A 22,734-nucleotide genomic window follows, 5' to 3' on the forward strand; every position below is an offset into this window, starting at 1 on the left:
TCAGCGTTCGGTGACCAGCGGCCGTTCCGGGGTGTGCAGCCGCGTCATAAGCCGGGTGATGCCGCGCGGCACGCGGGTCCTGGTGGCCCGCGATACCAGGACCATCACCGCAAACGCGGCCGGCACCGTCCACGCGGCGGGCTGCGCCAGCCACGACGGCGTTCCGCCGGCACCCAGCATGGCCCCTGCGACCATGGCCCCGCCGCACAGCACCGCCCCGGTCGCCATGCCGGCAATCGCCCCGGTGTCGGTCAGACCGCGCCACCAGATGCCCAGCAGCAGCACCGGGCAGAGTGTGGATGCGGTAAACGCGAACACCATCCCCACGCTGCCTGCCAGTGCGAGCGAACCCGTCATGGACGCCAGGGCCAGCGGGACCAGCGCCGAGATTACGGCCGCCCGGCGGAAGCCCTTCACACTGCCGCCGAACAGGTCCTGGCTGATCACCCCGGCGAGCGAGACCACCAGCCCGGACGTGGTGGACAGAAACGCGGCGAAAGCCCCGGCCACCACCAGGGCGGACAGCAGGTCGCCCGCCATCCCGCCCACCAGCTCCCCGGGGAGCAGCAGCACCAGCGCATCGGACTGCCCGCTCTGCGCCAGCTGGGGGGCGAACATCCGGCCGACCAGCCCGTACGCCGTCGGGAACAGGTAGAAGACCGACAGCAGGCCCAGCACGATCAGGGTGGTCCGGCGGGCCGACTGCCCGTCCGGGTTCGTGTAGAAGCGCACCAGCACGTGCGGCAGCCCCAGCGTCCCGAACAGCAGCGCCACCAGCAGGGAAATGTTCTGGTACATCCCCGCCGGAGCCGCGCCCGTCGGGTTCGCGGACGCTTCCGCCACCGGGGGCGTTCCGGAGTCCGCCAGCACTAAGACGATAAAGAGGATCGGCACCGCCAGCGCCGTCAGCTTCAGCCAGTACTGGAACGCCTGGACAAAGGTGATGGAGCGCATGCCGCCCGCCACCACCGTGACGCAGACGACGGCGACGACGGCCACCATCCCCACCCACGCCGGCAGCCCGGTGGTGATCCGGATCGCCAGCGCCGCGCCGTGGAGCTGCGGGACGATGTACAGCCAGCCGACCATGACAACGACGACGCTCGTGACGCGTCGGACCACCCGGGAGTCCAGCCGCGCTTCGGTGAAGTCCGGAATCGTGTAGGCGCCGGAGCGGCGGAGCGGGGCGGCGACGAAGAGCAGCAGCATCAGGTAGCCGGCGGTGTACCCCACCGGGAACCACAGGGCGTCCGTGCCGGAGAGCAGGATCAGCCCGGCGACGCCGAGGAAGCTCGCCGCCGAGAGGTATTCGCCGCCGATCGCGGAGGCATTCCACCAGGGCCGGACCGTCCGTGACGCCACGTAGAAGTCCCCGGTGGTGCGCGAGATCCGCAGCCCGTAAAAACCGATGACGGCGGTGGCCAGCGAGACGGCGGCGAACGCCGCGACGCCGACGACCGGGTTCACGGTCGCCTCACTTGTCCCCGACGAGATCCCGGTACCGGGCCTCGTTCCGGGCCGCCGTCCGGATGTACAGCCAGGCGCTGAGCCCGATCACCGGATAGATCCCGGCGCCCAGCAGCACCCAGTCGAAGGGCAGACCCACAATGGTTGACTCCGCGAGGCCCGGGACCAGTCCCAGCATGAGCGGGAACGCGACCAGGATGAGCAGGAATCCCGCGGCCACGACTACGGCAAGCCGCAGCTGGGAGCGGATCAGCGAGCGGACAAACACCTGGCCGGCGTCGGATTCCTCGGCGGCGTCGCGCGAATCGGCGGCCGAGCGCGCGGCCGGCAGCGCCCCGCTTCCCGGAAGAATCGTGCGGGGGGCGGTGACGCGGACGCGGGTCATGCCTGCGGCCGGATCCGGGTGGCCTCGAGCTTTTCCCGCACGGCGGGCAGGTGGCGCCGGCTGATGGGCAGTTCCGCCCCCGCCACGGTGACGCTGGGCCGGGCGGCGGCAAGCTTCATGTGGCTGACATGGTTCAGCGCGATGAGGTAGGAGCGGTGGATCCGCAGGAACCCGGCTTCGGCCCACTGCTGTTCCAGATCGGCCAGCGGGACCCGGATGAGGTAGCTGGCGTCCGCGGTGTGCAGCCGGGCGTAGTCGCCCTGGGCCTGGACGTAGGTGACGTCTTCGCGGCGGATCATTTTGGTGGTGCCGCCGAGGTCCACGGTGATCATTTCCGGCCGCGGGGCGCCGTCCTTGAGTAGCTCGCTGATCCTGCCGATCGACTTCGCCAGCCGCTCGGCCCGGACCGGCTTCAGCAGGTAGTCCACGGCGGCCAGGTCGAACGCTTCCAGGGCGCAGTCCTCATCGGCGGTGACGAAGACGACGGCGGGCGGCTTGCTGCTGCGCGCGATGACGCGGGCGATGTCCAGGCCGGAGAGCGCGGGCATGTGGATGTCGAGGAACACGGCGTCGACCTCCTCGGCCTCGAGGGCCCGCAGGGCCTCGGCCCCGGAGGACGCGCGGTGGATGGTGCCGATCCGGTCGTCCCGGCCGAGCAGGAAGGCCAGTTCCTCCACGGCGGGCAGCTCGTCGTCGGCGACGAGGACGTTAATCATGGTCCAAGACTAACGCCGGAGGCGTTGGGCCCCTATCAGGCATCGTGGCGCGGCTGGGACTTGGGGACGCGCATCGTGATCAGGGTGCCTTCGCCGGGCGCCGTCTCGATCACCAGGCCGTGCTCGTCGCCGTAGACCTGCCGCAGCCGGGCATCGACGTTGCGCAGCCCGACATGCTCGCCGTCGCCGTGCCCGGCAAGGACAGCCTGCAGCTGTTCCGGATCCATGCCCACGCCGTCGTCCTCGATGGTCACCTCGGCGAAGGCGCCGGCATCGTTGGCCGTGATGGAGATGTGGCCGGGGCCCTCCTTGGCCTCGAGGCCGTGCCGGACCGCGTTTTCCACCAGCGGCTGCAGGCTCAGGAAGGGGATCACGGTGCTCAGCACCTCGGGGGCGATCCGCAGGCTCACCTGCACACGGTCGCCGAACCGGGCCCGCTCCAGCAGCAGGTAGCGGTCGATGCAGCGCAGCTCCTCGGCGAGGGTGGTGAAATCCCCGTGCCGGCGGAAGGAGTAGCGGGTGAAGTCGGCGAACTCCACCACCAGCTCCCGGGCCCGGACCGGATCGGTGTTGATGAAGGACGCGATCGCGTTCAGGGAGTTGTAGATGAAGTGCGGGCTGATCTGGGCCCGGAGCGCACGCACCTCGGCCTCCATCAGCAGCGTGCGGGACGCGTCGAGCTCGGCCAGTTCCACCTGCGTTGCCACCCAGTCGGCCACCTCGCTGGTGGCCCGGACCAGCCCCGCACCGGCCGCCGGGGCGAAGGCCGCCACGACGCCGACCACCCGGGTCCCGGCCTTGATCGGGGCGATCACCGCGGCGCGTTCCACGTCCGTGCGGGTCGCCACCGCGCCGTGGCCCTGGGCGAGTTCCTGCACTTCGCCGGCCGGAATGACGGCGGTATGGCCGCCGTCGAGCACTCCGGCCGCGAGCTCCATCAGCAGCGGCTTGAGCTCCTCCCCGGCACCGTCCCAGGCCAGCACGCCGTTGGTGTCCGTGATCGCCAGCGCGTCGCAGCCCAGCAGGCTGCGCAGCTGCCGGCTGGCCTTGGCGGCACCGGCAGGATTCAGGCCGGTCCGCAGGTGCTGGCCAGCGCGCGACGCCGCGTGCAGCGTCTTGTACGTGGCCCGTTCGGCGTCCGTGCCAAGCTCCCGGAAGGAGCGGAGCACCTTGAGTCCAACGGCGACGACGACGGCGATCGCGGCCGCGATCACGGCGATGGCGGCGGCGGTGAACAGGGGAGAGTCGGGCATGGGCCCAGCGTATCGTGGCACCGCCGGGCAGGGGCCGCAGGGGCGCCGAACCGTGCCGGAGGCACCGCTGACCGCAGCATCCCGACCGCTGAGCGACGCAGGGCCGGGCGGACATGGATGTTGGCCGCGTCACGGGAGACAGTGATTGTAGTCACATTGGCCGGAGGGCTGTTCGGAGCAGGCCAAGGCAGCCGGTGTGGACGCAAAAGTCTCAATGAGGAGGAACGATGGGTCACGAAGCCCAAGAAACGGACGCCACGGCGGCCGTGGACTTCAAGGAAGTCCAGTCGACGCCGCGGTTCCAGGAACTGCGCAAGCGTCACCGCAGCTTTGTCTTTCCGATGGCCATTGCATTCCTGCTCTGGTACTTCGCTTACGTCCTGCTGGCCGACTACGCGGTGGGATTCATGTCCACCAAGGTCTGGGGCAACATCAACGTCGGCCTGATTATGGGCCTGCTTCAGTTCGTGACCACGTTCGCCATCACCGGCTGGTACGTCAGCTACTCGAACCGGAAGCTTGACCCGATCGCAGCGGAAATCCGCCACGAAATCGAGGGCCACGAATTCGACAAAGACGGCAACCAGATCACCGGGGTTAAAAAATGACGACGTTTATGGTTCCCGCAGTAAACGTTGCGGATCTCAAGGAAACCACCCTGCTGAACATGGCCATCTTCGGCCTGTTCGTGGCGATCACGATGATCATCGTGGTCAAGGCAAGCAAAAACAACAAGACGGCTGCAGACTACTACGCCGCAGGACGGTCCTTCACCGGATCTCAGAACGGCACCGCCATCGCGGGCGACTACCTCTCGGCGGCCTCGTTCCTGGGCATCACCGGCGCCATCGCCATCAACGGCTACGACGGCTTTATGTACTCCATCGGCTTCCTGGTCGCCTGGCTCGTCGCCCTGCTGCTCGTGGCCGAACTGCTGCGCAACACCGGCAAGTTCACCATGGCCGATGTCCTCTCCTTCCGGCTCAAGCAGCGCCCCGTGCGCATCGCGGCGGCCATCTCCACCCTCGTGGTCTGCTTCTTCTACCTCCTGGCCCAGATGGCCGGAGCCGGCACCCTGATCTCCCTGCTCCTTGGCATCAGCGACTGGGGCGGACAGGCGCTGGTCATCATCGTCGTCGGCGCCCTGATGATCATGTATGTACTGATCGGCGGCATGAAGGGCACCACCTGGGTCCAGATCATCAAGGCCGTGCTCCTGATTGCGGGAGCAGCCGTGATGACCCTCTGGGTCCTCGCCATCTACGGCTTCAACCTCTCCTCCCTGCTGGGCGGCGCGGTGGAAGCCTCCGGCAACCAGAACCTCCTTAACCCGGGCCTGCAGTACGGCAAGACTGAAACTTCCAAGATCGACTTCATGTCCCTGGCCCTGGCCCTCGTGCTTGGCACCGCGGCCCTGCCCCACGTCCTGATGCGCTTCTACACGGTTCCGACCGCCAAGGAAGCCCGCAAGTCCGTGGTCTGGTCCATCTGGCTGATCGGCCTGTTCTACCTGTTCACCCTGGTCCTGGGCTTCGGCGCTGCGGCCTTGGTTGGCGCTGACACGATCAAGAGTGCCCCGGGCGGCGTCAACTCCGCCGCACCGCTGCTGGCGTTCCACCTCGGCGGGCCGCTGTTGCTCGGCTTCATCTCGGCGGTGGCGTTCGCCACCATCCTGGCCGTCGTCGCCGGCCTCACGATCACCGCGGCGGCCTCGTTCGCCCACGACATCTACGCCAGCGTCATTGCCAAGGGCAAGGCCGACGCCGCCACCGAGGTCAAGGTGGCTCGGCGCACCGTGGTCGTTATCGGCCTGCTGGCCATCATCGGCGGCATTTTCGCCAACGGACAGAACGTGGCGTTCCTGGTGGCCCTCGCCTTCGCGGTGGCGGCCTCGGCCAACCTGCCCACCATCGTGTACTCGCTATACTGGCGCAAGTTCACCACCCAGGGCGCCATCTGGAGCATGTACGGCGGCCTCGGCTCCGCGATCCTGCTGATCGCGCTGTCCCCGGTGGTCTCGGGTGCCAAGACGTCCATGATACCGGGCGCCAACTTCGCGATCTTCCCGCTCAGCAACCCCGGCATCGTCTCCATCCCGCTCGCGTTCTTCCTGGGCTGGCTTGGTTCGGTGCTGGATAAGAACGTGGAAGACATCACCAAGCAGGCCGAAATGGAAGTCCGCTCCCTCACGGGTGTGGGCGCCGAAAAGGCCACCGACCACTAAGCATCAACCGCTGGTGAACCACACCGGCTGACAAACGGCAGGAGCCCCCGTGCAACCGCACGGGGGCTCCTGCCGTTCTGGTGTCCGGGGCTTCGCGCGCCGCGACCCGCGGCTGAACCGCGGCGGGGGACTCCTAACCCTCGGCGGAGCCGCGTTCCAGCAGCGGCTGGATCCGGAACGGGATCAGCTCACCCATGGCCAGGGCGGTATCCGTCCGGTCCACGCCGTCGCACGCCAGGATCTTGCCGTTGATCCGGAACAGATCCTCGGCGTCGAGCGCCACCACCCGGAGCAGCAGGTCGGCCGATCCGGTCAGCCCGTAGCCCTCCAGGATCTCCGGAATATCGGCCAGTTCCCCCGCCAGCGTGCCAAGCTTCTGCTGCTGGACGTGCACCGAGATGAAGGCCATCAGCGGGTAGCCCAGCGAGGCCGGATTGATGCGCCGCTCAAAGGACAGGAAGACGTGTTTTTTCTCCAGCTGGGCCATCCGGGCCTGCACGGTATTCCGTGACAGGCCCAGCTTCTGGGCCAGCGCCACCACGGTCCGGCGGGGGTCCCGGGCCATGGCCGAAAGTAGGCGGGTGTCGGTGCCATCCAAGGGTTGCATAATGCGCAAGATTAGCACGGTGCCAAGGCGCCAGACAGTGCAGAATGCTCAATTTATCCGCAGGTGGTTGTACCCAATGGGCATTGTGAGTAGGGTCACAGATATCCGGGGCAACGGCGCCCGGGCGGTCGGCGCGCACCGGGATCACGAGTCCCGCGGGCACCGGTCAGACGACGTCAGAAGGTGCGTACTACTGTGTTTACCGACGACGCGGGCAAGGGCGGCATTTCCGCCGGGGGCCCCGGGAACAGTGCAGAATCAAACAGGCGGACGGGCGGGGATCTCGTCCAGCTCATCACCCCCGGGGGTGAACGCGTAAGCCATCCCGAGTTCGATCCCTGGGTCCGGGACGTCAGCGACGAACAGCTTGGCGCGCTCTACGAAGACATGGTGGTCATCCGCCGGATCGATGCCGAGGCCACCGCCCTGCAGCGCCAGGGTGAACTGGCCCTCTGGCCGCCGCTGCTGGGCCAGGAGGCCTCGCAGATCGGTTCGGCCCGGGCCCTGCGTGACGACGACTTCGTCTTCCCCAGCTACCGCGACAACGGTGTGGCCTACTGCCGCGGGGTGAACCCCGAGGACATCGTCAAAGCCTGGCGGGGCAATGCCCTGGCCGGCTGGGACCCCTACACGGTCAACGTCGCAACCCAGCAGATCATCATCGGCGCCCAGACCCTGCACGCCACCGGCTATGCCATGGGCATCCAGAACGACGGCGCCGACTCGGTCGCCGTGGCCTATTTCGGCGACGGCGCCACGAGCGAGGGCGACGTCAACGAGGCCCTGGTGTTCGCCGCCAGCTTCCAGTCCCCGGTCGTGTTCTTTTGCCAGAACAACCACTGGGCCATCTCCGAGCCCGTCCGGCTGCAGTCGCACATCCAGATCGCGGACCGTGCGGCAGGCTTCGGCATCCCCAGCATGCGGGTCGATGGCAACGACGTCCTGGCCGTCATGGCGGCAACCCGGATCGCCATCGACCGCGCACGCCACGGCGGCGGACCCACCTTCATCGAGTCCGTCACCTACCGGATGGGCCCGCACACCACGGCGGATGACCCCACCCGCTACCGCGACGCGAACGAACTCGAGGACTGGGCCGCGAAGGACCCGATCTCCCGGCTGAAGTCGCTGCTGGACCGCAAGGGACTGCTCACCGAGGAACTCGAAACAGCTGTCGCCGCCAAAGCGGACGCCGTCGCCAAGGCACTGCGGGCCGGCACCATCAACATGCCCGAGCCGCAGCCGATGGACATCTTCAAGCACGTTTACAGCACGCCGCATTCCCCGCTGGACCGCCAGCGGGACCACTATTCCCGTTACCTGGCTTCCTTCGGCGATCCCGCAGAAGCCGCTTCTGAAGAAGGTGCACGCTGATGACGAAGATGACCTTTGCCCGAGCCATCAATTCGGGCCTGCGCAAGTCCCTCGAAAACGATCCCAAGGTGATCCTCATGGGCGAGGACATCGGCGCCCTCGGCGGTGTCTTCCGCGTCACGGACGGCCTGCAGAAGGACTTCGGCAAGCACCGCGTTGTGGACACCCCGCTGGCGGAGTCCGGCATTATGGGCACCGCCGTGGGCCTGGCCTACCGCGGATACCGCCCGGTGGTGGAGATCCAGTTCGACGGCTTCATCTACCCGGCGTTCGACCAGATCGTCAGCCAGGTCGCCAAGATGCACTACCGCACCCAGGGCGCGGTCAAGATGCCCATCACCATCCGCGTGCCCTTCGGCGGCGGCATCGGATCCCCCGAGCACCACTCCGAGTCACCGGAGGCCTACTTCACGCACACCTCGGGCCTGCGCGTGATCAGCGTCTCCAACCCGCAGGACGCCTTCACCATGATCCAGCAGGCCATCGCCTCCGATGATCCAGTGCTCTACTTCGAACCCAAGCGCCGCTACCACGACAAGGGCGAGGTCGACGAGACCCTGGACCTCAGCGCCGCCCTGTCGATGGAGAAGGCCCGCGTCGTCACCGAAGGCACCGACGTAACGCTCGTGGCCTACGGCCCGCTCGTCAAGACGGCCATGGACGCCGCGCTCGCCGCCGCCGACGAAGGCGTGTCCATCGAGGTCATCGACCTGCGCTCGCTCGCCCCGCTGGACTTCGCGACCCTGGAGGCTTCGGTCCGGAAGACCGGCCGGCTGGTCATCACGCACGAAGCCTCGCAGACCGGCGGCATCGGCGCCGAGGTGGCCGCGAGCATCACCGAACGCTGTTTCTACCACCTCGAGGCTGCCCCGGTCAGGGTCACCGGCTTCGACGTTCCGTACCCGTACTCAAAGCTTGAAATGCACCACCTCCCGGGCCTGGACCGCATCCTGGACGGCGTCGACCGCGCCCTGGGCCGCCCCAACTCCCTGAGCGGGCTGGAAGGATGAGCGCCACCATGATCAAGGAATTCAGGCTGCCGGACCTCGGTGAAGGTCTGACCGAATCGGAAATCGTCGCCTGGAAGGTCGCGGTGGGGGATACCGTCACGCTCAACCAGATCATCGCCGAAGTCGAAACGGCCAAGGCCGTCGTCGAACTGCCCTCACCGTTCGCCGGAGTGGTCGCGGCCCTGCACGAACAGCCCGGCACCGTGGTGGAGGTCGGCAAGCCGATCGTCTCCTTCGAGGTGGAGGGCGACGACGGCGGTCCCGACGGCGGCTCCGGAACCGCCGGCGGCGGGGGAGCAGACGCGCCCGCCAAACGCGAGCCGAACCTTGTCGGCTACGGCGCCGTCCTCGAGAACTCCGGCCGCCCGGCCCGCCGCGCCCGCAGTTTCGCGGCCCCAATCGCCGCGACGGCTCCGGCAGCAACGGCCGCGACGGCTGTGACGGCGACCCCGCCTGCACCGGCACCCGTGGCTGAGCGCGTCGAAGCGGCCCCGGTGCTTCCGGCGGCCCGACCCGTCGTCGCTCCCTCGGTTCCGGAGGCCGGGCCGGTTGAGGCCCTGACTGGGTCCGAATCCGCGGAACGCCCGCGGTCCACGCCGCCGGTGCGCAAGCTCGCCAAAGATCTCGGCGTCGACCTCGCCTTGGTCACCGGCACCGGGGAGTTCGGACTCATCACCCGGGACGACGTCCGCAATTTCGTCGGCGGGGGAGACCTCCCGGTCGCACCCCGGGACCTGGCCGGCGTGCCTGCACAGGCGCCCGCCGCGGCGCTGGCCGAGCGGGAAACCCGGACGCCGATCAAGGGCGTGCGCAAGTTCACCGCCGCCGCGATGGTCTCCAGCGCCTTCACCGCTCCGCACGTCACCGAGTTCCTGACCATTGACGTGACCCCGACCATGGAGCTGCTGGCGAAGCTCAAGGCCAGCCGCGCGTTTGCCGGCTACAAGCTCACGCCGCTGACCCTGGTGTCCAAGGCGGTGCTCATCGCGCTGAAGAACCACCCCACGCTCAACACCCGCTGGGATGAAGCCCGGCAGGAGATCGTCCAGTACAACTACGTCAACCTGGGCATTGCGGCCGCCACCCCGCGCGGCCTGACCGTACCGAACATCAAGGACGCCGACCGGAAGTCCCTGCTGGAGCTCTCCACGGCGCTGACCGAACTGACGGACACGGCGCGTGCGGGCAAGACCGCTCCGGCCGATCTGTCCGGGGGCACCATCTCCATCACGAACATCGGTGTCTTCGGCATCGATGCCGGCACTCCCATCCTCAACCCGGGCGAGGCCGCCATCCTGGCCCTCGGTGCCGTGCGGAAGATGCCCTGGGAATACCAGGACGAGGTGGCGCTGCGCCAGGTCATGACGCTCAGCCTGTCCTTCGACCACCGCCTGGTCGACGGCGAGCAGGGCTCACGGTTCCTGCAGGATCTTGGCGCCATGCTGTCCGATCCGGGCATGGCCCTCGCCATGGTCTAGCGACCCCGGGCTCACCCCTGCACCCACGGCTGCCGGCTGCACCCTCTCTGGAGGGAGCAGCCGGCAGCTTTGTCTTGCGGCGGGTGACACGGGGGTCCTTCTCCGGGGATTTTTTCGCGCGCGGGTCCGCCGTCCGGGGGCACTTTGGGCGCGATGTTCGACGTCGGCGGCCCACCTGCCGGCGTGTCCGCGCCAAAGTGCCCCCGGAGTCCTGCCCGTGCAAGATGCCCAGGGTACGGCTGGCCTCGGAGTTGCCGCCCGTGGCGGATGCCCAGGGGTACGACCGGCCCGGGGGTGCTCAGTGGGTGCCGCGGGCGGAGCCGTGCGGGAAGCCGTCAGCCGAGCGGTTCGGGGACGGCCGGGGCCATCAGGGCTGCCAGTGCCATGCTCTGCAGCAGCGGCCGGGCCCGCTTGACCGCAATCCGCCGCCCGTGGCTGCGCACCGAGTGCGGGGTGGAGTTGATCAGGCCGAAGGTGGCGTGGGCGCGCATCCGGAGCTCGGTATCCTCGGTTCCCGGGTGCAGCCCGGCCAGGACCTCGACCCAGAGCTCCACGTAGTTCCGCTGCAGCGTGCGGACCTCGGCCTGGTCCTCGTCGGCGAGGTTGCTGAAGTCCTGGTCCTGCACGCGGATGACGTCGGGGTTGCTGAGCGCGAAGTCCACATGGAACTCCACCAGCCGGTGCAGCGCCACGGCGGCGCCGTCGGAACCTGCGATGACACGCCGGCCGCCGTCGAGCAGCTCCTGGCTGACGCTCAGCAGCAGCGCCCCCAATACGGCCTGCTTGCCGGCGAAATGCCGGTAGACCGCTGGTCCGCTGACACCGGCGGCGGCGCCGAGGTCCTCGAGCGAGACACGGTTGAACCCGTCGACGGCGAAGAGCGCGGCCGCCGAGGACAGCAGCGCCTGGCGGCGGTTCTCTTTGGCCTGGCTGCGCAGGGTCGTTGGCGGCGCGCCCTGAGAAGGGAGGGTCGCAGAAGGCAGTGTCGCGGAGGCCACGGTCGCGGGGGTCAGTGCCGCAGGGGCCAGCGGCGCCGGAGGCTGCGTGCCGGTGGTGTTCGTCTCGCTGGTCTCGGTCACCGGCACATCCCTCATTTCAAAAAATCCAGCCGTTTCCGTGGCGCCGTGGTGGACATCACAGTTAATAGAGACTAACCTAAATCTCAGTTATGCGGTACTAACCGAAATGGCTGGAGCGGGCGCATCGCAGGCCCCCAGCATGAAGGCCAGGAACGGAAGCAGTCAATGGAGACAATCGCCAGCCAGGTGGACGCCACGAGCGCCGCCTTCGCCGCGAACCGCGAGGCCCAGCTCGGGCTGGCCCGGGAGCTGAAGGAACGCCTCGCCACGGCCGCCCTGGGCGGGCCGGAGAAGTCCCGGGAACGCCATGTGGCCCGCGGCAAGCTCCTGCCCCGCGAACGCATCGACCGGCTGCTGGATGACGGCAGCCCGTTCCTCGAAATCGCCCCGCTCGCTGCCAATGGCATGTACAACGACGACTCGCCCGGCGCCGGTGTGATTGCCGGGATCGGCCTGGTTCACGGCCGCCAGGTCCTAATCATCTCCAACGACGCGACGGTCAAGGGCGGCACCTATTACCCGCTGACGGTCAAGAAGCACCTCCGGGCCCAGGAAATCGCACTGGAGAACCGGCTGCCCTGCATCTACCTCGTCGACTCGGGCGGGGCGTTCCTGCCCAAACAGGACGAGGTCTTCCCGGACAAGGAACACTTCGGCCGGATCTTCTTCAACCAGGCCAAGATGTCCGCGGCCCGGATCCCGCAGATCGCCTCCGTGATGGGCTCGTGCACCGCCGGCGGCGCCTACGTCCCCGCTATGAGCGACGAGACCGTGATCGTCCGCAACCAGGGCACCATCTTCCTGGGCGGCCCGCCCCTCGTGAAGGCCGCGATCGGCGAGATCGTCACGGCCGAGGAACTCGGCGGCGGCGACGTGCACGCCAAGATCTCCGGGGTCACTGACCACCTCGCCGAGAACGATGAGCATGCCCTCCAGATCGTCCGCGACATCGTCTCGACCCTGCCGCGGCCGGCCGCCCCCGCCTGGGAGATCGACACCGCCGTCGAACCCCTGGCGGATCCGGAGGAGCTGTATGGCGCCGTCCCCACCGACGTCAATGCCCAGTACGACGTCCGTGAGGTCATCGCCCGGCTCGTCGACGGCAGCCGCTTCCACGAATTCAAGAAGAACTACGGCACCACCCTCGTCACCGGCTTCGCGAAGCTGCACGGCCACCCCGTGGGCATCGTCGCGAACAATGGCGTGCTCTTCAGCGAATCCTCGCTCAAGGGCGCCCACTTCATCGAACTCTGCGACCAGCGCGGCATCCCGCTGCTCTTCCTGCAGAACCTCTCCGGCTTTATGGTCGGCAAGGATTACGAGCAGGGCGGCATCGCCAAGAACGGCGCCAAGATGGTCACCGCCGTCGCCACCGCCCGGGTGCCCAAACTGACCGTGGTGATCGGCGGGTCCTTCGGCGCCGGCAACTACTCCATGTGCGGTCGGGCGTACTCGCCGCGTTTCCTGTGGATGTGGCCGGCCAGCCGGATCTCGGTGATGGGCGGCAACCAGGCGTCCGGCGTGCTCGCCACGGTGAAGCGGGACCAGTACGAGGCCCGCGGCGAGGAATGGTCCGCCGCGGATGAGGAAGCGTTCAAGGCCCCGATCAAGCAGCAGTACGAGGACCAGGGCAGCCCCTACTATTCCACCGCCCGCCTCTGGGATGACGGCGTGATCGACCCCGCGGACACCCGCACCGTCCTGGGACTGGCGCTCGACGTCGTCTCCCGCACCCCGCTGCCGGAGACCTCCTTCGGCCTTTTCCGGATGTGAGCCCGCAATGACCATTTCTTCCACGCCCCAGCCGGCGCCCGTGACATCCCGGGCCGCCACACCGCTCTTCGGCACCGTGCTCGTCGCCAACCGCGGCGAGATCGCCTGCCGCGTCATCCGCACCCTGCGCGCGCTGGGCATCCGCTCGGTCGCCGTCTATTCCGACGCCGACGCCGACGCCCGGCACGTGCGCGAGGCCGACCTCGCCGTGCGGATCGGCCCCGCCGCCGCCGCGGAAAGCTACCTCAAGATCGAGGCCATCATCCAGGCCTGCCGCGACACCGGCGCTGAAGCCGTGCACCCCGGCTACGGGTTCCTGAGCGAGAACGTCGACTTCGCCCGGGCGCTGGAAAAAGCCGAGATCACGTTCATCGGCCCCGGCGTCGAGTCCCTCAACGTCATGGGCGACAAGATCCGCTCCAAGAACCACGTGACCGGCTACGGCGTCCCCGTGGTCCCGGGCATCGCCGAACCCGGCATGACGGACGCGCAGCTCATCGAGGCCGCGGCCGGCGTCGGGTTCCCGCTGCTGATCAAGCCCTCCGCCGGCGGCGGCGGCAAGGGTATGCACATCGTCGAACGCCCCGAAGACCTGGCGGACACCCTGGTGACCGCCCGCCGCGTCGCGGCCAGCGCCTTCGGCGACGACACCCTCTTCCTGGAGCGCCTCGTCCTGACCCCGCGGCACATCGAGGTCCAGGTCCTCGCGGACAACCACGGCAACGTCATCCACCTCGGCGAACGAGAATGCTCGCTGCAGCGCCGGCACCAGAAGGTCATCGAGGAAGCCCCGTCCCCGCTCCTGGAGTCCCTGCCCGACGGCGCGGCAGTCCGGGCGCGTCTGGGCGAGGCCGCCTGCAACGCCGCCCGCAGTGTGAACTACAGCGGCGCCGGCACCGTGGAATTCCTCGTCTCCGACAACGCCCCGGACGAGTTCTTCTTCATGGAGATGAACACCCGCCTGCAGGTCGAACACCCCGTCACCGAAATGGTCACCGGCGTCGACCTCGTCGAATGGCAGGTGCGGATCGCCGCCGGCGAGGAACTCACCGTCCGGCAGGACGACGTCGTGCTCACCGGACACTCGGTGGAGGCTCGCGTCTATGCGGAAGTCCCGGAGAAGAATTTCATGCCCTCGGGTGGAGAGGTGCTGCTGCTGGATGAGCGGGGCGAGATATTCACCGCGATGGACGACCTGGACGCCTTCACCCCGGCCTCCGCCGATCCGGACATCCGGATCGATTCCTCGCTCCTGAAGGGCCTGGAAATCTCCAGCGACTACGATCCCATGGTCGCCAAGGTCATCGCCTGGGGCCAGGACCGCACGGCCGCCCTGGACAAGCTCGACACGGCCCTCGCCCGCTACACGGTGCTGGGCATCGACACCAACGTCGAATATCTGCGCCTGCTGATCAACGACGCCGACGTCCGCGCCGGCCGGCTCGACACCGGCCTGATCGAGCGGAAGATGCCGGACTTTTCCTTCCGCCGGATCGGCGACGCCGAGCTCATCGCCGCGGCCCTGCCGTTCTGGGTCCTGGCCGAAGGGACGGCGAAGGTCGGTTCCCCCTGGGACACCACCACCGGCTGGCGCCTGGGCGCCCCGGCGGCCTGGACCATGAGCTTCGATGTTCCCGGCGGGGGACTGGCCACCGTGGCCGTCACCTGGCTGAGCAATCTTGACCTCGGTCACGCCACCGTCCGGGTCGACAACGGCCCGGTGCACCAGTTGAAGGTCCTGGGGCTGTCCAGTGACGACGTCTACTTGGAACTCGACGGTGAGGAACTCCGGTTCGCGCAGGCTCCCGCCTGGCAGGACTTCCCCCCGGCCGGCCGGCCGCAGTTCGTCTACGTCGGCAACGAGGGCTGGTCCTGCCGGCTTGAAGTGCTCACCCGTGAAACCCGGCTGGCCCGGGTCCTCGCGGCGATGGAACGCGAGGAGGGCGCCGCGGACCCGGCCGTGCGCTCGCCGATGCCGGGCACCGTGGTGTCGGTGTCCGTCAGCAACGGCGACATCGTGGCAGCCGGCCAGGTGCTGCTGTCCGTGGAGGCCATGAAGATGGAACACCAGCTCGTGGCGCCCCTGGACGGAACCGTGCACATCAGCATCGCCTCAGGGGACCTCGTGAAGGCGGACCAGGTCGTCGCCACCATCCACCCCGTTCACCCGGCGGAGCCCTCCAAGGCCGAGGACACCATCGAGGAAGCCGTCATCGCCATGGGCGCGGCGGAGTAGCCACCCCGGCGCCGGCCCCAGGCCGGAGCCGCAGTCCTAAGACAAGCACCACAGCCAGCACGACCACACAGCACCACCGACAGCACGACAGACGAAGGAGTCACCATGCCGGATTTTGAACTCAGCGAGGATTACCAGGACCTCAGCAACACCGTCCGCGAATTCGCCGACGAAGTGGTGGCCCCGGTCTCCGCCAAGCACGACGAGGAGCACAGCTTCCCCTACGAGGTCGTCTCCCAGATGGCGGACATGGGCCTGTTCGGCCTGCCGTTCCCGGAAGAGTTCGGCGGCATGGGCGGCGACTACTTCGCCCTGGCCCTCGCCCTGGAACAGCTTGGCCGCGTGGACCAGTCCGTCGCCATCACCCTGGAGGCCGGCGTCTCCCTCGGCGCCATGCCGATCCACCGCTTCGGCAACGCCGCCCAGAAGGAGCAGTGGCTGCCGCTGCTGGCCTCCGGCAAGGCGCTCGCCGGATTCGGCCTGACCGAGCCGGAGGCCGGCTCGGACGCCGGCGGCACCAAGACCACCGCCAAGCGCGGCGGCGGGGAGTGGGTCATCAACGGCAACAAGGAATTCATCACCAACTCCGGCACCGACATCACGCGGCTCGTCACCGTCACCGCGGTGACCGGCCAGCAGGAGCGCCCGGACGGCAGCATCAAGAAGGACATCTCCACCATCCTGGTGCCCACCGACACCCCCGGTTTCAAGGCCGAGAAGGCCTACAACAAGGTCGGCTGGAACGCCTCGGACACCCACCCGCTGACGCTCAACAACGTCCACGTCCCCGAGGAAAACCTGCTCGGCACCGAGGGCCGCGGCTACGCCAACTTCCTCTCCATCCTCGACGAGGGCCGGATCGCGATCGCCGCGCTCGCCGTCGGCGCGGCCCAGGGCTGCGTGGACCAGTCGGTGAAATACGCCAAGGAACGCAGCGCGTTCGGGCAGAACATCGGCAAGTACCAGGCCATCGCCTTCAAGATCGCCCGGATGGAAGCACGGGCCCACACCGCCCGCCTGGCCTACTACGACGCCGCCGCGCGGATGCTCGCCGGGAAGCCGTTCAAGACGCAGGCGGCCATCGCTAAGATGGTCGCAGGCGAGGCAGCCATGGACAACGCGCGGGACGCCACCCAGGTGTTCGGCGGCTATGGCTTCATCAACGAATTCACCGTGGCACGCCACTACCGCGACTCCAAGATCCTTGAAGTCGGTGAGGGCACCACGGAGGTCCAGCTGATGCTGATCGCCCGCGAACTGGGGCTCTAGCAGGCCCGCTGGCCGCACCCGCCGAGAGAAGGATCAACGATGATTAACAAAGTTGTTGCCAGCGCAGCCGAGGCCGTGGGGGACATCCACGACGGCGCCTCGCTCGCCGTCGGCGGGTTCGGGCTCTGCGGCATCCCGGTGGCCCTGATCGAGGCCCTGCACCAAAGCGGCGCCACGAACCTGGAAACCGTGAGCAACAACTGCGGTGTCGACGACTGGGGACTCGGGATCCTCCTGAAGGACGGCCGGATCCGCCGCACCATCAGCTCGTACGTGGGGGAGAACAAGGAGTTCGCCCGGCAGTACCTCGCCGGTGAGCTCGAAGTGGTCCTCACCCCGCAGGGCACGCTGGCCGAGAAGCTGCGCGCCGGCGGCGCCGGCATCCCCGCGTTCTACACGCCGGCCGGCGTCGGCACCCAGGTGTCCGACGGCGGCCTGCCGCAGAAGTACGACGCCGACGGCAACGTCGCGATCGCCTCCGCGGCGAAGGAGGTGCGCGGCTTCCACGGCGCCGACTACGTCCTCGAGGAGTCGCTGACCCCGGACTTCGGCCTCGTGCACGCCTGGAAGGGCGACCGCCACGGCAACCTCGTCTTCCACGCCACCGCGATGAACTTCAACCCGCTCTGCGCGATGGCCGGAAAGATCACCATCGCCGAGGTCGAGGAACTCGTGGAGCCGGGAGAGCTGGACCCCGAACACGTCCACATCCCCGGCATCTTCGTCCAGCGCGTGGTGCTCGCGCCCGGCGTCGAGAAGCGGGTCGAGAAGCGGACGGTGGCCCTGGCTGCTCCGTCCGCGCCCGGCAACGCCGGCGACAATGCAGTCGGCAACGCCGGCGACAATGCAGCCGGCACCGCCGCCACAGCAGCAAACCAGTCAGGAGCCTAGGCCATGGAATCCAACAGCGTGCAGGGGGCCCCGCCCCGTCCCGAGGCTGTCCGCCACGAGTACCGGCCGGCCGCCGTCGAACACCCTGCCGGGGTGGAGATCAAGGGCTGGACGCGCAACGAACTGGCCGCCAGGGTGGCGCGGGAACTGCACAACGGGCAGTACGTCAACCTCGGCATCGGCATGCCCACGCTGATTCCCAACTACATCCCCGCCGGCGTCGAGGTGGTCCTGCACTCCGAGAACGGCATCCTCGGCGTCGGGCCGTATCCGGCGGAGGACGCGGTGGATCCGGACCTGATTAATGCCGGAAAGGAAACCGTCACGGTCAACAAGGGCGCCGCCTTCTTCGACTCGGCCACGTCCTTTGGCATGATCCGCGGCGGTCACGTGGATGTTGCCGTGCTCGGAGCGATGGAAGTGGCGCAGAACGGTGACCTGGCCAACTGGATGATCCCGGGCAAGATGGTCAAAGGCATGGGCGGCGCCATGGACCTGGTGTTCGGCGCCAAGAAGGTGATCGTGATGATGGAGCACGTGGACCGGAACGGCAGGCCCAAGATTGTGGAACAGTGCACGCTGCCGCTGACCGGCAAAGGCTGCGTGGACCGCATCATCACCGACCTGGCGGTCATCGACGTCGTGACCGAGGGCAGCACGTCCCGGCTGGTCCTGCGTGAACTCGCCCCCAACGTGACAGTCGAGGACGTGGCCGCGGCCACCGGCGCCGAACTCTTCGAGGAAGATCAGGAACTGACCGTATGACGACCGAACCGCTGCAGGAGCGCGCCACCGAAGCCCGTGTCATAGAACAGCGCGGGCTGTACTTCGACGAGCTCGAGGAGGACGTGGTCTATGCGCACCGGCCCGGCCGGACCGTGACCGAGGCGGACAACGTCATCTTCACCACCATGACCATGAACACCCAGGCCCTGCACCTCGATGCCGCCTGGAGCGCTGAGCAGCCGTTCGGCCAACGCCTGATGAACTCCATGTTTACCCTGGCCACAGTGGTGGGGCAGTCCGTTCCGCAGCTGACCCAGGGCACCATCATCGCCCAGCTTGGGCTCACCGACGTGTCCTTCCCGCACCCGATGTACCACGGCGACACCCTGTACACGGAGACCGTCGTGACCGGGAAGCGGCTGTCCTCCTCCCGCCCGGGCCAGGGGATCGTGACCATGAAACACACCGGCCGGAACCAGCACGGCGAGGTCGTGGCCCTGGCCACCCGCAGCTGCCTGATGTGGACAAGGGACGCGCACACCGCCGCGCAGCAGGCAAATTCAGCCGGGAAAGAACCCGCCGCAAAGGGGAGAATAGACACATGAGCTTTCTGATGGGCCCTGCCCTGCTGTTCTGTCCTGCCGACCGCCCCGAGCGCTACCAGAAGGCCGCCGAGCGCGCCGACGCCGTGATCGTGGACCTGGAGGACGCCGTCGCTCCGGCGGACAAGCAGCGTGCCCGCGGCGCCATCCTCGCCCAGCTCGGCGCCACCGGGGAGGTTCCCGAGCTGAACCCCAGCAGCACCATCATCCGGATCAACCCGGCCGGCACGGAGGAATTCGAGAAGGACCTGCACTGCCTCAAACACACCCCGTACCGGCACATCATGCTCGCGAAGGCCGAAAACGCGGAGCAGCTCAGGGAGCTGAAGGGCTACAGCGTGATCGCGCTCTGCGAGACGGCGCTGGGGGTCGTCAACGCCGCAGCCATCGCGGCCGAACCCAACGTGGTCGGGCTGATGTGGGGTGCCGAGGACCTGATCGCCTCGCTCGGCGGCACATCGAGCAGGACGGACGACGGCGCCTACCGCGCGGTTGCGCTGCACGCCCGCTCCACTGTCCTGCTCGCCGCCCGGGCCTTCGGCAAGGAAGCCGTCGACTCGGTGTACGTCAACATCCCCGACCTTGCCGGGCTCGCCGTCGAAGCCCGGGACGCCGTCGCCTCGGGTTTCGGGTCCAAGGCCTGCATCCACCCGAGCCAGGTGGCCGTGGTGCGCGGGGCCTACGCGCCGTCCGAGTCCGAGGTCACCGCAGCCACCGAACTGCTGGCGGCAGCGGCCGCCTCAGGCTCGGGTGTGTTCCAGCACCAGGGCAAGATGATCGACGGGCCCATCCTCAAGCACGCCGAATCAACTCTGCGGCGCGCGGGGCACTAGCTCCGGGACGTTCCGGCCCTCGGTTTGGCTGAACGTGGCGTGAGGCTGGAGCTGCGCCCGGGTTCCGCGGGTTTGAACCTCATCGATTCGTCACGAATGGCCGCTATGGCGGGTCCTATAGCGGCCATTTGCGTCAGATGGATGCTCGGTGGCAGCCATTTGCGTCAGATGGGTGCACGGTGGCAGCCATTTGCGTCAGACGGGTGCACTCCGATACCGGCCGGAGGGGTTCCACGGGTGTGGACCTCATCGATTCGTCACGAATGGTCGCTATGGCGGGTCCTATAGCGACCATTTGCGTCAGGTGGGTGCACGGTGGCGGCCATTTGCGTCAGATGGATGCCCGGTGGCAGCCATTTGCGTCAGATGGGTGCTCGGTGGCAGCCATCTGCGTCAGATGGGTGACTGATCGTGCGCGGTCCGGCCCTGGCGTCCACCGTGACTCACGGCTACGGACCGGCATGCTCCGCGCTATCCATCAAAGCTGGGCATGCTCCGTGCCGCCCTTGAGGACTGGACATGCTCAGCGCTTCCACAAGTACCGGTTCTCCGGCCGCCCGGCAGCACCGTAGCGGGGCGTAAGCCGGGCGAAGCCGTGGATGACCAGATACTCGAGGTAGCGCCGTGCGCTGACCCGCGAGAGTCCGAGCTGAAGGGCCATCCCGGCCGCCGAGACGTCCTCGGGGCTGGACTTGAGCGCCTCGATGACGGCATCCAGCGTGGGCCGGGACAGCCCCTTGGGCAGCCTTGCCACCTGTTCCACCAGGGGATCCGCGGCTTTGGCCCGGCGCGACGGCGCCACGAGACGGTCGATGCTGTCCTGGTCCAGCGGCCCGGCAACCCCGCCCGCGGCGAGTTCCCGGCGCAGGAGCAGGTACTCGTCGAGCCGTTCGTTCAGGGCCTGGGACGTGAAGGGCTTCACCAGATAGTGCAGCACGCCGCCGGCCATGGCGCCGCGGACGGTGTCCAGCTCCCGGGAGGCCGTGATGACCAGGACGTCCAGGGCCTGCTGGCGGCCGCGGAGTTGCTGGAGGACGTCCAGGCCGGACATGTCCGGGAGGTGGATGTCCAGCAGGACCAGTTCCGGCCGCAGCTCCGCCGCCAGGTCGAGGCCCTGCTGCCCGGTGTGGGCCAGACTGACGACGTCGAAGCCGCCGCGGGCCAGCAGGAATCCGTGGTGGATCCCGGCCACTGCCACGTCATCGTCGATGATGAGGGTGCGTATGGAGCTCATTGCTTTTGTAGTTCCGCCTCTTTTGTTTTCAGGTTTACGGTGAAACAGGCGCCGCCCAGCGCGGAGGACGAGACCGATGCCGCGCCGCCCCGGCGCCGGGCCACGCGCCGGACCAGGGCCAGCCCGAAGCCCCGGCTGTTGATGCCTTCCGCCGCTTTGGTGGTGACGCCGGCCTCGAACACAGCCGCGCGTTCCGGCTCGGGGACGCCGGGCCCGTCGTCCTCGACCGTGATGGTGCGTTCGCCGCCGGGTGTTTCATCCAGCCGGACGGCGACGGTGCTGTCGTAGCCCGCGGCGTCCACCGCGTTGTCGATCAGGTTCCCCAGGACCGTGATGACGTCGCCGGTACCGTCCGGGGTGCACACCGAATCCGGGCTCACCAGGATCTCGACGCCGCGCTCGGCACACACCGTGGACTTGGCAATCAGCAGCGCCCGGACGTCGTGGTCGGTGATTCCTGCCGCGAGCGGGCGGTTGACGAAGGCGGCGTCGCTGTGGCTGCGGCCCAGGTACTCCACGGCCTTGTCCTGCTCGCCGAGCTCCAGGAGACCCGAGATCACGTGCAGCTTGTTGGCGAATTCGTGGGCCTGGGCCCGCAGCGCCTGCGTCACGTCCAGGGCGCCGTCGCGGTCGCGCAGGATCGAGTGGAGCTCGGTACGGTCACGCAGGATGAGGACCTTACCCACCTCGCGGCCGTCCACCGTGGCGGCGTTGACCTTGCCCAGCAGGATCCGTTCCCCGGAGAGCACCAGTTCCTCGGTGGCTGATCCGGCGGCGAGCATCCGGCGGATCCCGGGTTCCAGGCATTCGCCGGCAGGTTTCCCGGTGATCTCCTCGCCCACGCCCAGGAGCCGTCGGGCTTCGTCGTTGACGAGCGCGACCTTCCCCTCGGCGTCGACGGCGACGAGCCCCTCGCCCAGGCCGTGGAGCATCGCGTCGCGGGTCTCCAGCAGTGCCGCGATGTCCTCCGGTTCCAGCTTGTAGATCCGCCGCCACACGAGCTTGGAGATGTACATCGCCCCCAGCGACCCCAGCAGCGCGGCCCCGAGGAGCCAGCCGAACAGCTGGGGCAGGTCCTCGTAGAGGTCCTCCGCCAGGGTGCTTTCCAGCACGCCCACCGAGGCCGAGCCGATCACGGTGCCGGCACCGTCAAAGATGGGAACCTTGACCCGCCAGGATTCACCTAGAGTTCCTGTCTGGGTGCCGACATAGATCTCGCCGGACAGCGGCACTGACGGGTCGGTGGACACGGGCCGGCCGATTTCCGCGGGGTTCGGGTGGGACTGGCGAACGCCGTTGCGGTCCGTCACCACCACATAGGTGACATTCGAGGCCTGCCGGATGACTTCGGCGATGGGCTGGATGGTCTGGGCCGGCTCCGCTGTCCCGAAGGCATTCACCACGGAGGGCAGCCGGGCCACGCTTTCGGCGACGCCGATCAGCCGGCCCTTGTACGCGTCCCTGAGCTGCTGCTCCTGCATCCGGATGGTCACGGCCCCCACCGCCGTCAGGACAGCCAGCACGATGCCGAGCTGCAGCGCGACCAGCTGGAAGCGTAAGGGGATCCTGTGAACCAT

20 protein-coding genes are annotated in these 22,734 nt (G+C 68.3%); 12 read left to right on the top strand and 8 right to left on the bottom strand.

Going from position 1 to position 22,734, the window contains the following annotated elements:
- The 4 genes from AC06G6_RS06185 to AC06G6_RS06200 are packed head-to-tail and all read right to left on the bottom strand — an operon-like array spanning position 1 to position 3,821.
- Positions 1-1,467 carry a sodium/solute symporter gene (locus AC06G6_RS06185; protein WP_479827341.1) on the bottom strand — a complete coding sequence of 489 codons (1,467 nt, stop codon included), beginning with the start codon at positions 1,465-1,467 and terminating at the stop codon, positions 1-3.
- Positions 1,468-1,474: 7 nt separating this feature from the next.
- Positions 1,475-1,852 carry a DUF485 domain-containing protein gene (locus tag AC06G6_RS06190; protein WP_479827343.1) on the bottom strand — a complete coding sequence of 126 codons (378 nt, stop codon included), beginning with the start codon at positions 1,850-1,852 and terminating at the stop codon, positions 1,475-1,477.
- Entirely contained in the window at positions 1,849-2,568 is a 720-nt protein-coding gene (locus tag AC06G6_RS06195; RefSeq protein WP_479827345.1) for a LytR/AlgR family response regulator transcription factor, read from the bottom strand. The genes AC06G6_RS06190 and AC06G6_RS06195 overlap by 4 nt, the downstream gene beginning before the upstream one ends.
- Positions 2,569-2,603: 35 nt before the next feature.
- On the bottom strand, positions 2,604-3,821 hold the full coding sequence (locus tag AC06G6_RS06200; protein WP_479827347.1) for a sensor histidine kinase: 1,218 nt from the start codon (positions 3,819-3,821) through the stop codon (positions 2,604-2,606).
- Between the two features lie 227 nt (positions 3,822-4,048).
- Between AC06G6_RS06200 and AC06G6_RS06205 the strand changes: the two genes are divergently transcribed.
- Together AC06G6_RS06205 and AC06G6_RS06210 are read left to right on the top strand one after the other, a co-directional pair.
- Positions 4,049-4,429, top strand: coding sequence for a DUF485 domain-containing protein (locus tag AC06G6_RS06205; RefSeq protein WP_307458687.1), 381 nt, complete (start codon positions 4,049-4,051; stop codon positions 4,427-4,429).
- 8 nt (positions 4,430-4,437) lie between these two features.
- Entirely contained in the window at positions 4,438-6,045 is a 1,608-nt protein-coding gene (locus AC06G6_RS06210; RefSeq protein ID WP_479827349.1) for a solute symporter family protein, read from the top strand.
- Positions 6,046-6,178: 133 nt separating this feature from the next.
- Here the strand turns inward: AC06G6_RS06210 and AC06G6_RS06215 are convergent, their stop codons facing one another.
- Positions 6,179-6,652: an Lrp/AsnC family transcriptional regulator gene (locus tag AC06G6_RS06215; RefSeq protein ID WP_479827351.1), complete on the bottom strand. Its 474-nt coding sequence runs from the start codon at positions 6,650-6,652 to the stop codon at positions 6,179-6,181.
- Between the two features lie 195 nt (positions 6,653-6,847).
- Between AC06G6_RS06215 and pdhA the strand changes: the two genes are divergently transcribed.
- Genes pdhA through AC06G6_RS06230 form a run of 3 tightly spaced genes read left to right on the top strand, consistent with a single transcriptional unit; the run spans position 6,848 to position 10,514 of the window.
- Entirely contained in the window at positions 6,848-8,026 is a 1,179-nt protein-coding gene (pdhA, locus tag AC06G6_RS06220) for a pyruvate dehydrogenase (acetyl-transferring) E1 component subunit alpha (RefSeq protein ID WP_479827353.1), read from the top strand.
- Complete coding sequence (locus AC06G6_RS06225) at positions 8,026-9,036, top strand: alpha-ketoacid dehydrogenase subunit beta (protein ID WP_479827355.1); 1,011 nt, start codon at positions 8,026-8,028, stop codon at positions 9,034-9,036. Before pdhA ends, AC06G6_RS06225 begins: the two co-directional genes overlap by 1 nt.
- Entirely contained in the window at positions 9,033-10,514 is a 1,482-nt protein-coding gene (locus AC06G6_RS06230; protein ID WP_479827357.1) for a dihydrolipoamide acetyltransferase family protein, read from the top strand. The genes AC06G6_RS06225 and AC06G6_RS06230 overlap by 4 nt, the downstream gene beginning before the upstream one ends.
- Positions 10,515-10,849: 335 nt before the next feature.
- On the opposite strand, the gene AC06G6_RS06235 is transcribed toward AC06G6_RS06230, so the two are convergent.
- Entirely contained in the window at positions 10,850-11,512 is a 663-nt protein-coding gene (locus tag AC06G6_RS06235) for an SACE_7040 family transcriptional regulator (RefSeq protein ID WP_479828558.1), read from the bottom strand.
- 246 nt (positions 11,513-11,758) lie between these two features.
- Between AC06G6_RS06235 and AC06G6_RS06240 the strand changes: the two genes are divergently transcribed.
- The 7 genes from AC06G6_RS06240 to AC06G6_RS06270 all read left to right on the top strand — a co-directional run bounded on the left by AC06G6_RS06240 (position 11,759) and on the right by AC06G6_RS06270 (position 19,923).
- Entirely contained in the window at positions 11,759-13,366 is a 1,608-nt protein-coding gene (locus AC06G6_RS06240) for a carboxyl transferase domain-containing protein (RefSeq protein ID WP_479827359.1), read from the top strand.
- Between the two features lie 7 nt (positions 13,367-13,373).
- A complete protein-coding gene (locus AC06G6_RS06245; RefSeq protein ID WP_479827361.1) occupies positions 13,374-15,602 on the top strand; it encodes an acetyl/propionyl/methylcrotonyl-CoA carboxylase subunit alpha in 2,229 nt (742 codons plus the stop codon).
- Between the two features lie 105 nt (positions 15,603-15,707).
- Positions 15,708-16,871, top strand: a complete 1,164-nt coding sequence (locus tag AC06G6_RS06250; RefSeq protein ID WP_479827363.1) for an acyl-CoA dehydrogenase family protein — start codon at positions 15,708-15,710, stop codon at positions 16,869-16,871.
- A gap of 39 nt (positions 16,872-16,910) precedes the next feature.
- Complete coding sequence (locus tag AC06G6_RS06255; protein ID WP_479827365.1) at positions 16,911-17,762, top strand: CoA transferase subunit A; 852 nt, start codon at positions 16,911-16,913, stop codon at positions 17,760-17,762.
- A gap of 3 nt (positions 17,763-17,765) precedes the next feature.
- Positions 17,766-18,527, top strand: coding sequence for a CoA transferase subunit B (locus AC06G6_RS06260; protein ID WP_479827367.1), 762 nt, complete (start codon positions 17,766-17,768; stop codon positions 18,525-18,527).
- Positions 18,524-19,093: a MaoC family dehydratase gene (locus AC06G6_RS06265; RefSeq protein ID WP_479827370.1), complete on the top strand. Its 570-nt coding sequence runs from the start codon at positions 18,524-18,526 to the stop codon at positions 19,091-19,093. The genes AC06G6_RS06260 and AC06G6_RS06265 overlap by 4 nt, the downstream gene beginning before the upstream one ends.
- On the top strand, positions 19,090-19,923 hold the full coding sequence (locus AC06G6_RS06270; RefSeq protein ID WP_479827372.1) for an HpcH/HpaI aldolase/citrate lyase family protein: 834 nt from the start codon (positions 19,090-19,092) through the stop codon (positions 19,921-19,923). The genes AC06G6_RS06265 and AC06G6_RS06270 overlap by 4 nt, the downstream gene beginning before the upstream one ends.
- Before the next feature lie 523 nt (positions 19,924-20,446).
- On the opposite strand, the gene AC06G6_RS06275 is transcribed toward AC06G6_RS06270, so the two are convergent.
- Both AC06G6_RS06275 and AC06G6_RS06280 read right to left on the bottom strand, forming a co-directional pair.
- Positions 20,447-21,157 (bottom strand): response regulator, encoded by a 711-nt coding sequence (locus AC06G6_RS06275; protein ID WP_479827374.1) that lies wholly within the window; start codon positions 21,155-21,157, stop codon positions 20,447-20,449.
- Positions 21,154-22,734 carry an ATP-binding protein gene (locus AC06G6_RS06280; RefSeq protein ID WP_479827376.1) on the bottom strand — a complete coding sequence of 527 codons (1,581 nt, stop codon included), beginning with the start codon at positions 22,732-22,734 and terminating at the stop codon, positions 21,154-21,156. Before AC06G6_RS06280 ends, AC06G6_RS06275 begins: the two co-directional genes overlap by 4 nt.

This window comes from Arthrobacter sp. CJL-S3 (genome assembly GCF_056711635.1).